Source organism: Streptomyces sp. NPDC001027 (genome assembly GCF_040299045.1).
Lineage (GTDB): Bacteria > Actinomycetota > Actinomycetes > Streptomycetales > Streptomycetaceae > Streptomyces.
In genome coordinates this window covers 1-8,514 of sequence record NZ_JBEPBI010000296.1, presented here as the reverse complement: position 1 = coordinate 8,514, position 8,514 = coordinate 1, and the positions used below count along the sequence as shown (strand labels likewise).

Sequence of the window (8,514 nt, the reverse complement as noted above, 5' to 3'; positions counted from 1 at the left end):
CCCGAGCGCCGCTCGCAACGCCTCGGCGGCCCCACGGGACACAGCCTGGACGGGGGCGCCGCCGCCGTCACCGGGCGGCCGGGCGGCGCCGTCCGCGTTCGTCACACGCTCCACCAACCGCGGGGGCACGAGCCGCCCGTCGTTCGCGACCGCTGCCGCGACCCGGGCCATCTGCAACACGGTCGCGCGCACGTCCCCGGCTCCGATCCCCGTCAGAGCCGCCGCCGGGGCCGACGTGCCGGCGCCGGGATAGCTGCTCTCGGCGACCCGTAGGGGCACATCGAGCGTGTCGCCGTCGAAGCCGAACTTCCGTGCCACGGAACGGAGTCGGTCCTGCCCGAGATCGGCGGCCAACTTGGTGAACACATTGGCGCAGGAGTGGCGCAACGCCACTCTGATCGAGGCGTTCAGGCACGCCGACGACCCGCCGGTCACCCGCGTCGTCGACAGGGGCAGGACGTAGCTGAGAGGGCTCGCGGTGGGGTCGTCCACCGTCGCGTAGAGCCCTTGGTCGAGGGCGGCGGCCGCGACGACGACGCTGAACGTCGCCCCCGGCGCGTCGGCCTGTCGCAGGGCACGGTTCAGCATCGGCGAACGGCTGTCGGCGTTGAGCGACTTCCACGCCTGCGCGTCCTTCGTCGACCGGCCGCTGAACGTCGCCGGGTCGTAGGACGGCGTGCTCACGACGGCGAGCAGCTTCCCGGACTGCGCGTCGAGCGCCACCGCGGCGCCCCGCCGTTCACCCAGCGCGGCGAACGCGGCTTTCTGGACGGCGGGTTCGATGGTCGTCGCGACGTCGCCCGGGCCGGCGCCGGACCCCGCGGCGCCGAGGACGTCCTCGTACACACGCTCCAGGCCGGACCCGCCGAACGCCATCGACCGAAAGCCCGTGACCGGAGCGTAGAGAGCGCCGTCGGTGTAGGTGCGCCGGTAGGGGACCTTGGCGAGGCCGGAGGGCTGTGAGCCGGTGACGGCCTTCCCGCCGACGAGGATGTCGCCCAGCCCCCGCTTCGAGGAGGCCGGAGAGGAAGCCTTCGCCGAGGAGGTGCCCGGGGCGCCGTCGGTGGGCGCGTCCCGGGTGCAGCCGCTCGTCACGGCGGTCAGAGCGACGAGGATCCCCGAGACGCGAAGCGCCCCTCCCATGATCGTGTGCATGGCCGCATCTTAGAGAACCAGCCCGAGGGGAGGCGCAGTTGTGCACAGCAGGTCCCTCCAGCCGCCGTCGTGTCACCATCTCCCCAGTGCGCCCCGTCCGATGGGGGCGGCGGCCGAGGAGCGGCGTTCGTGGACACGATCGTGCAGGGCATCCCACAGCCCGAGGACGTGTGGAGATCCGCCGTCAACGGCGTGTTCGGACCGGGCGTCGCCGTCACCGCCTCAGACGGTCTGTCCGGCATGGAGTGAGTTCAGCAGCGCGGCTCCGCGTTCGGCGTCGTCCACGCTCACGGCGAACTCACCGCCCTTCGACAGCTGTACGACCAGGCATGCTCCGCCGCGCACCAGCACGGTGGAGCCCGGCCCGCCGAGGCGGTAGCCCCAGCCGCCGACCTGTCCGGGTCTGCGGTGCTCGACGCGCGCCCACTCGACCTCGTCCACGGCCCAGTGCCGTGCCGGCCGGCCGAAGGGGCCGAAAGCGACGGTCAGACCGGATTCGTCGACCCGTGCCTCTACCGTCGCGCAGCCGAGGACCAGCACGCAGGCCAGGGCGAACGGAACTGCCGCCAGGAGGAACGGGACTTCCGTAAGGCCGGAGAGCACCGACGTCACGACGGCGATCCCGAGCATCCCGGTGAGGGCGGAAAGTGCATGCAGCCAGGCGTTCGAGGCGCGGCCGGACCACGAGCCCCGCTGTCCGGCGGGCATCCCCCGAGCCGAGCCGGCGGGCGCGGACCGGGACGCGGTCCGCGCCGGTCGCGCGGTCAGAAACGCGGCCGTTCCCACGGCGGTCGCCACGACGAGCGCGCCCACGACCCCCGTCGTCACCGATCCCGCCTCGTGCCAGTCCCCGTGGTCCAGATTCGCCCGGACGACCGACGCCTGCCCGCCCAGCAGCGTCACGCCGCCGAAGCCGAGACCCGCGCCCGTCCAGCCGGGCGGCCTGTCCCCGGACCCCGCCCGGCGCGAGCTCAACACGACGACCGATGCCGCAACACCCCAGATCAGCGCCGGGAACAGGGCCGCGGCCCACAGCGGCATGGAGCCGTCGGGCCGGCCTGAGCCCTGCCAGTGGGTCGCGATCCGGTCCGGAAGCCTGGTGCCGGCGGCCAAGGGCAACGCCACCAGCAGGATCAGGACCCCGATGCCCCAACAGGCCGTCCCCACCACCGCGCTGCTGCGCGTCCGTCCGCTCACCGATCCCCCCGATCATGTCCGGGGCGCGTGCGCCCCGTCTCCGTCGACGCCGTCGGCCTTCAGGGCCGATCGGACGCGGACGGGACGGGCGTCGCCTGGTGGAAGTACATGCGCCAGCCCGTGTCCGTCAGCCGCCACAAGGAGCTCCGCCAGGCCCGCCGCCCCTGGTCGTCACTGAAGTACGTCAGATGAACCACGCCGGGAGCAAGAACGACTCCGGCCATCTCGGCGACCTGCACCGGAGCCTCCGACGACACCGTCCCACCGCTGGTGACCGAGAGGATGGACCGCGCGTCCCACCGACGTCCCGAAGCACCGAACTCGGTGAACTCCGGATCCAGCAGATCCGACACGAGGGCCGGAGAGGCTCGCACCTCGGGATCGAGCAGCCGCAGTTCGGCGTCCACGGCGTCTCGTACGGCACGCGCGCTTTCGCTCTCGTCGATCATGACCGAATCCTACGCAAGGGCCGACTCGCCTCGCTTCGCGGCGCCGTCAGGCGGGCTGCCACAGCTCGATGCGGTTGCCCTCCGGATCGACCACCCAGCCGAACCGGCCTACCCCCTCCATCTCCTGTGTCTCCTCGGCCACGTCCGCGCCCCGCTCACGCAGTTGGGCGAGCATCGCGTCGAGGTCGCGGACACGGAAGTTGAGCATGGTCCGCTGGTCACGCGAGCCGAAGTAGTCGGTCCCGGACTCGAAGGTCGCGAACACCGTCGGGCCGCTCTCCTGACGCCACAGGCCGTGGCCGTCGGCGTCCAGACCGAGGCACTCGCGGTACCACGCCGTCAGGGCCGCAGGGTCGGCGGCCCGCAGGAAATATCCACCGATTCCAAGCACATGTTCCATGCCCGCCATCCTGCCAGGACAGGGGCGACGGGGGGCGTCGAGGCGGCCCGGCCCGCCGTCTCGGCCCGCCGGAAATGGGCGCATCAGGTGACGTCGCGGAGATCCGGGGAAGAAGATTCGGCAGCCGATGGGAGGTTGTCGTGAAGGGTGGAGATCTGGAACTGGGCGAGTTGCTGGCCGCTGCGGAGGCGGCGCCGCCCGGTGAGTCCGTCGACGTGGTGGCGCACGATCTGCAGAAGCGGTTCGGCGCCGAGCGCGTGTCCTTTCTGTTCGTCGACCTCGTCGGTCAGCGACTCGTGCGACTCGTCGCGGCCGGCAGTGACGTCGAGGACGAGGGCGAGCCGATGGATCTGGTGGGCAGCGTCTACGACGACGTCCTGCGGAGCCAACGCCAGCATGTGGAACCGGACGGGCAGGACGGGCAGCGAGTCATCACGCCGGTCACCAACCGCGGTGACTGCATCGGCGTCCTCGAGGTGACCCTGCAGTCGGTCGACGACACCGTGCTCCGGCAGGTGCGCGACGCGGCGCACGCGCTGGCCTACATCATCGTCACGGACCGCCGCTTCACCGATCTCTACCACCTGGGCCGTCGCACCACCGAGACGAGCCTGGCCGCGGAGATCCAGCACCAGCTGCTGCCCTCCGCCGCCTGCTGCGAGGCGGCCCAGTTCACCCTTGCCGCCGGGCTCGTCCCGGCGGACGACATCGGCGGCGACACCTACGACTACACCCTCGACCGTGACACCCTGCACCTGTCGATCACCGACGCCATGGGCCACGACACGAACTCGGCCCTGCTGGCCACCCTGCTGGTCGGCGCGCTGAGACGGGCGCGCCGCAGCGGCTGCGACGCGCTGAAGCAGGCCGACCACGCGCATCAGGCCCTGCTGAGCCACAGCCGCGGTCTGGCCACCGGCCAGCTGCTGTGCGTCGAACTCGACACCGGGGTGTGCGAGCTGGTCAACGCCGGCCACCCCCGGCCGCTGCGGCTTCGCGACGGCGTCGTCGAGGAACTGAAGCTCGCCGTCAACCTGCCCTTCGGAGTGGCGGCGCCCACGTCGTACCGCGTACAGGAACTGCATCTGCGTCCCGCGGACCGCTTGGTCCTGCTCACCGACGGCATGCAGGAGCGGGGCGCGGCCGCCGCCGATCTGGCGTCGATCGTCCACGAGACCCGCGACCTGCACCCGCGCGAGGCCGTCCGCAGCCTGACGGCCGCGGTCCTCGAGGCCTGCCGCGGAAATCTGAGGGACGACGCCACGGTGGTCGTACTGGACTGGCACGGCAGTCGGCGCGGACTCGCGGAGAAGAGACCCGGGCCGCGGTGACGCCCGCGGCGGGCCTCTCCTCGTGTGCAGCGGACCGGCGGCAGCGGCGGGCAGCGGCGCGAAGCCGCGAGTCCCCGTCCCCGGTCACCAATAGTGACGCCGTCCGGCGACGGCGTGTCCCATCGCGCCGAGAACCCACAGCACCGCGCCCACGGCCACCAGGATGACCCCGATGGTCCACAAGAAGGCGATGCCGGCGACGAGACCGATGATGAGCAGAATGACACCCAGGATGATCATGGCTTCCCCCTTGGGGAGCGGTTGGTGCCGACTCCGAGTACCCGCTTTCGCCAAGTCACGAACGGGACAGGCGCCGTCGAATCGGCGGGATGCCGGGATGCCGGGATGATCTGCCTGGTGCCCGGTCCGCACCCAAGGGGAGCCCGTCGTGTAGAACGGACAGGCCCGGGACAGCGCGGGCGCGTTCATCACGAGGGGGAGACACACATGACGGACCCGACCGAAGCGGCCTCCGCTTTCGCTGAGACACCGACCACGACGCTCGCGGACGTCCTCGGCCGCACGCAGGTCATGGGCATCGGCATCCGCCCGCTGTGGGCGCCCGTGCCCCGCGTCGCCGGGCCGGCGTTCACCGTGCGATGCCCGCCGGGCGACAACCTCATGCTCCACGCGGCCATCCACCGCGCCGAACCGGGCACCGTCATCGTCGTCGAGTCGGGCGACCTGGACTTCGCGCTGGCCGGCGGCAACGTGTGCGCCGTCGCGCAACGCCGGGGCGTCGCGGCCTTCGTCGCCGACGGGCTCATCCGGGATCTGGCCGAGGTCAGGGAGATGGGCTTCCCCGTGTTCGCCCGCGGGGTGATCCCCTTCCCCGGAAGCAAGAAGGCGGTCGAGCCGCTCAACGCCCCGGTGCGCTGCGGGGGAGTCGTGGTGCACCCCGGTGACATCGTCGTCGCCGACGAGGAAGGCGTCGTGATCGTCCCCTCCGCCGGTGCGCGGGAGACGCTGACCGCAGCCCGGGCCAAGCTCGCCAAGGAGGCCGGCGAGACCCTCGACATGTGGGAGAAGGCCCACCGCACGCGTATCGACGAGATCCTGCGCGCCCAGGGCTTCGAGGGCTGACGCCCTCCCCGCGCCCGCGCCGACCGGGCCGCCCGCGTTGAGTGGCGCCGGGCGCCCGTGCTCAGTCGAGACAGAACTCGTTGCCCTCGACGTCCAGCATGTGCAGGCACGACTCGTTGTGCTCGTCGGCGAGCAGGAGTCGTACCCGCACGCCGCCCAGCGCCACCAACCGCGCGCACTCGGCCTCGAGCCTGGCCACGCGCTCCTCACCCACGAGGCCGGTGCCCACGCGCACATCGAGATGCACCCGGTTCTTGACGACCTTGCCCTCGGGAACACGCTGGAAGTACAGCCGCGGGCCCACGCCTGCGGGGTCCTGGCACGCGGACCACGCACCCCGCTCCTCGGACGGCAGGGAGCGGTCGTAGTCGTCCCAACTGGCGAACCCGGACGGCGGCGTGGGCCGGACATACCCCAGTACCTCGCACCAGAAGCGGGCGACGCGCTCGGGATCCGCGCAGTCGAAGGTGACCTGGAACTCCTTGATCGATGCCATCGCGTCACCGTAGCAGGGGGCTCAACTGCCCTCGGACGAAAGGCGTCAGGCGATTCCCGGCGGGACGTCGACGCGGCGCACGCCGGGCTATGGTGCTCGCTGCGCCCAACGCAGGGGAGATCATGGAGTCCGCCCAGAAGTCACCGACGCCCGTCGGCACGCCGTGGGGGATCGCGCCGTTCCGGCGGTACCTTTCGGCCCATCTCATCTCGGTGACCGGCTCCGCGATGGCGCCCCTCGCCCTGGCCTACTCCGTCATCGAGCAGGGCGGGGGAGCGGGTTCCCTCGGCCTCGTGCTCGCCACGAACACCGTCCCCATGATCCTGTTCCTGTTGGCAGGCGGCGTCTTCGCGGACCGTCTGTCCCGGAGCCGACTGCTGTTCCTCGGCAATCTGCTGGCCGCGGCCGCCCAAGGGGTGCTGGCCGTCTCGGTGGCCACGGGACACGCGACGACGGCGTCGATCGCGGCGTGCGGCTTCGTGTCGGGCACGGCATCCTCGTTCATCGGGCCCGCCGCGCAGGGCGCCGTCGTGCAGATCGTTCCCGCCGAGCATCTGCAACAGGCCAACGCGTTGCTCAGACTGCCGTCCAACGCGGTCAAGGTACTGGCTCCGGTCGCCGGAGGGCTCGTCGTGGCCGCGAGCGGTGCGGCCTGGGCCCTGGCCGGGGACGCGTTCACGTTCGCCGCGGCGGCCGTCCTGCTGCTCGGTCTGCGGCTGGACGCACCGATCACCACGTCCACCAGCGCGCTGACGGATCTGCGGGCCGGCTGGGCGAGCTTCTGGTCGCGTACCTGGCTGTGGACCTACACGGCCGCCGGCGCCGTCCTCGTCGCCGCGTGGCTGGCGGGTTTCCAGCTTCTCGGCCCGCTCGTCGCCGCTTCGCAGTACGCGGGCGCGCGCGACTGGGGCCTGATCCAGGCGGCCTTCGCCTGCGGACTGCTCGCGGGCACCCTCGTGTGCCTGCGCTGGAAGCCGTACCGGCTGCTCGTGGTCGCGATCGCCGCGGGCGGTGCGCTCGTGCTTCCGCTGGCGGCCATGGCCCGGGGGCTGCCGCTGCTGCTCGTGCTGGTGGCCGCCCTGCTCGCCGGCGTCGGACTCGACGTCGCCGTCGTCGCCTGGACCACGGCGTTCTCCCAGCACGTGCCTCAGGATGAGCAGGGTCGGCTGATCGCGTTCAACGGGATCGGGGAGCGGCTGGCCATCCCCGCCGGATACGTCGTCACCGCGCTCGCGGCCCACGCCTGGGACGGTCGTACGGCGCTGCTGGCATGCGCCGCGATGATCGCCGCCGCGACTGTGCTCAACCTCTGTGTCCCTGCCGTTCACCGGGTCAACCGCCTGACTCCGGTCGACCGTCCGAGGCCGACGCACGACCGGCGCGAGGCGGAGCAGACGTAACGGCCCGGACGGCCCGTCAGTCCGGACAGCCCGGACAGCCCGTCGGCGGCGACCCTGCGCGGGTCCTACGATCCCGGGCCCGGGCCCGGCGCGCCGATCCGGGTCAGGGTCATGGGGTCGGGCCGCGTTCGTCGTCGAGGCGAACCGTCAGGTCGGGCCAGTGCGCGCACCACCGCGTCAGAGCGTCCGCGGCCGGCGGGCCCTGTGTGCGCAGCGAGTCGAGCGGCAGGAAGCGGACGAGCGTTCCGGTGGCGCCGTCGGCGTCGAGCGGGATCAGGTCGCTCACCGGGACACCGTGCTCATAGCGTTGGGTCCAGGCCCCGTCGTGACGGCGGTTGGTGTGGACCAGCCACTCGCTGAGCGCCGCCACGACGGACATTCCGCGCCGCGGATGCCCGTCCGGAAGGCGTTCCGCATCCGGGAAGTCGAAGAACCGCAGGTCCTTCGACGCCATCACCGGCTTCTTCACCGTCCGGCCGTGAGCGTCGACCCGGGTGTCGGTGCCTCGCCCGTCGTCCGCCACGGACACGGAGCCGTCGCGATGCAGGGTGACGAGGCACCGGCCGCCCCCTCGGTGGGACGCCTCGTCGGCGGCGTAGGCGACGACTTCGAGGACGAGGTGCGCCGGGCCGCCGGGAGCGAACGCATGCGGCTCCCGGCGAATCCGGGCGAGATGGTCCAGATCCACGTGACTGGCCCAGTCGTGGGTGGTGTTGGTCCAGGAGGAGGCCGCTGTTTCGTCCATCCGACAAGTATCGGACACCGCTGCGAAGGCCCTACCCCTGAGCCGGCGTCGCCGCCTTGAACGCATGCAGATGCGCGACGGCGAGGGTCTGCTCCGCGTCGTACGCCTCGAAGGCGCCCACGCGCTGGAAACCGAGGCGGGCGGCGAGCCGCAGGGAACGCTCGTTGGCGCTCTGCGTCACGATCAGGACCGGCTGGTCGGGCAGTTCGCCGGCCGCGGCCCGCAGCGCCGCCGTGGCGGCCTCGAGGGCCAGCCCCG

Annotated in this window: 10 protein-coding genes and 1 pseudogene; 3 read left to right on the top strand and 8 right to left on the bottom strand. The window is 72.2% G+C overall.

The genetic code is table 11. The annotated features are described in order from the left end of the window. The 4 genes from ABT300_RS38510 to ABT300_RS38495 form a co-directional block, all read right to left on the bottom strand. On the bottom strand, positions 1-1,155 hold a 1,155-nt coding region (locus tag ABT300_RS38510), incomplete at its 3' end, for a penicillin-binding transpeptidase domain-containing protein (protein WP_351686194.1). A 222-nt stretch (positions 1,156-1,377) separates the two neighbouring features. Continuing rightward, positions 1,378-2,352 carry a DUF1648 domain-containing protein gene (locus ABT300_RS38505; RefSeq protein ID WP_351686192.1) on the bottom strand — a complete coding sequence of 325 codons (975 nt, stop codon included), beginning with the start codon at positions 2,350-2,352 and terminating at the stop codon, positions 1,378-1,380. Positions 2,353-2,411: 59 nt separating this feature from the next. Further along, positions 2,412-2,801, bottom strand: a complete 390-nt coding sequence (locus ABT300_RS38500) for a nuclear transport factor 2 family protein (protein WP_351686190.1) — start codon at positions 2,799-2,801, stop codon at positions 2,412-2,414. Between the two features lie 46 nt (positions 2,802-2,847). Then, positions 2,848-3,201 carry a VOC family protein gene (locus tag ABT300_RS38495; protein WP_351686188.1) on the bottom strand — a complete coding sequence of 118 codons (354 nt, stop codon included), beginning with the start codon at positions 3,199-3,201 and terminating at the stop codon, positions 2,848-2,850. Between the two features lie 140 nt (positions 3,202-3,341). On the opposite strand from ABT300_RS38495, the gene ABT300_RS38490 reads away from it, so the two are divergent. After that, a complete protein-coding gene (locus ABT300_RS38490; protein WP_351686186.1) occupies positions 3,342-4,532 on the top strand; it encodes a PP2C family protein-serine/threonine phosphatase in 1,191 nt (396 codons plus the stop codon). Positions 4,533-4,616: 84 nt separating this feature from the next. On the opposite strand, the gene ABT300_RS38485 is transcribed toward ABT300_RS38490, so the two are convergent. Next, positions 4,617-4,772, bottom strand: a complete 156-nt coding sequence (locus tag ABT300_RS38485; protein WP_351686184.1) for a DUF6131 family protein — start codon at positions 4,770-4,772, stop codon at positions 4,617-4,619. Positions 4,773-4,979: 207 nt separating this feature from the next. Here ABT300_RS38485 and ABT300_RS38480 point away from each other — a divergent pair, with 207 nt between their 5' ends. Beyond that, on the top strand, positions 4,980-5,615 hold the full coding sequence (locus ABT300_RS38480; RefSeq protein WP_351686182.1) for an RraA family protein: 636 nt from the start codon (positions 4,980-4,982) through the stop codon (positions 5,613-5,615). Positions 5,616-5,676: 61 nt separating this feature from the next. Here the strand turns inward: ABT300_RS38480 and ABT300_RS38475 are convergent, their stop codons facing one another. Then, a complete protein-coding gene (locus ABT300_RS38475; RefSeq protein WP_351686180.1) occupies positions 5,677-6,111 on the bottom strand; it encodes a VOC family protein in 435 nt (144 codons plus the stop codon). 122 nt (positions 6,112-6,233) lie between these two features. Here ABT300_RS38475 and ABT300_RS38470 point away from each other — a divergent pair, with 122 nt between their 5' ends. Then, positions 6,234-7,511 (top strand): MFS transporter, encoded by a 1,278-nt coding sequence (locus tag ABT300_RS38470; protein ID WP_351686178.1) that lies wholly within the window; start codon positions 6,234-6,236, stop codon positions 7,509-7,511. A 109-nt stretch (positions 7,512-7,620) separates the two neighbouring features. On the opposite strand, the gene ABT300_RS38465 is transcribed toward ABT300_RS38470, so the two are convergent. Both ABT300_RS38465 and ABT300_RS38460 read right to left on the bottom strand, forming a co-directional pair. Then, positions 7,621-8,256: an ATP-binding protein gene (locus ABT300_RS38465; RefSeq protein WP_351686175.1), complete on the bottom strand. Its 636-nt coding sequence runs from the start codon at positions 8,254-8,256 to the stop codon at positions 7,621-7,623. 31 nt (positions 8,257-8,287) lie between these two features. Then, positions 8,288-8,514 (bottom strand): annotated as a pseudogene (locus ABT300_RS38460) (GNAT family N-acetyltransferase); the annotation flags it as partial.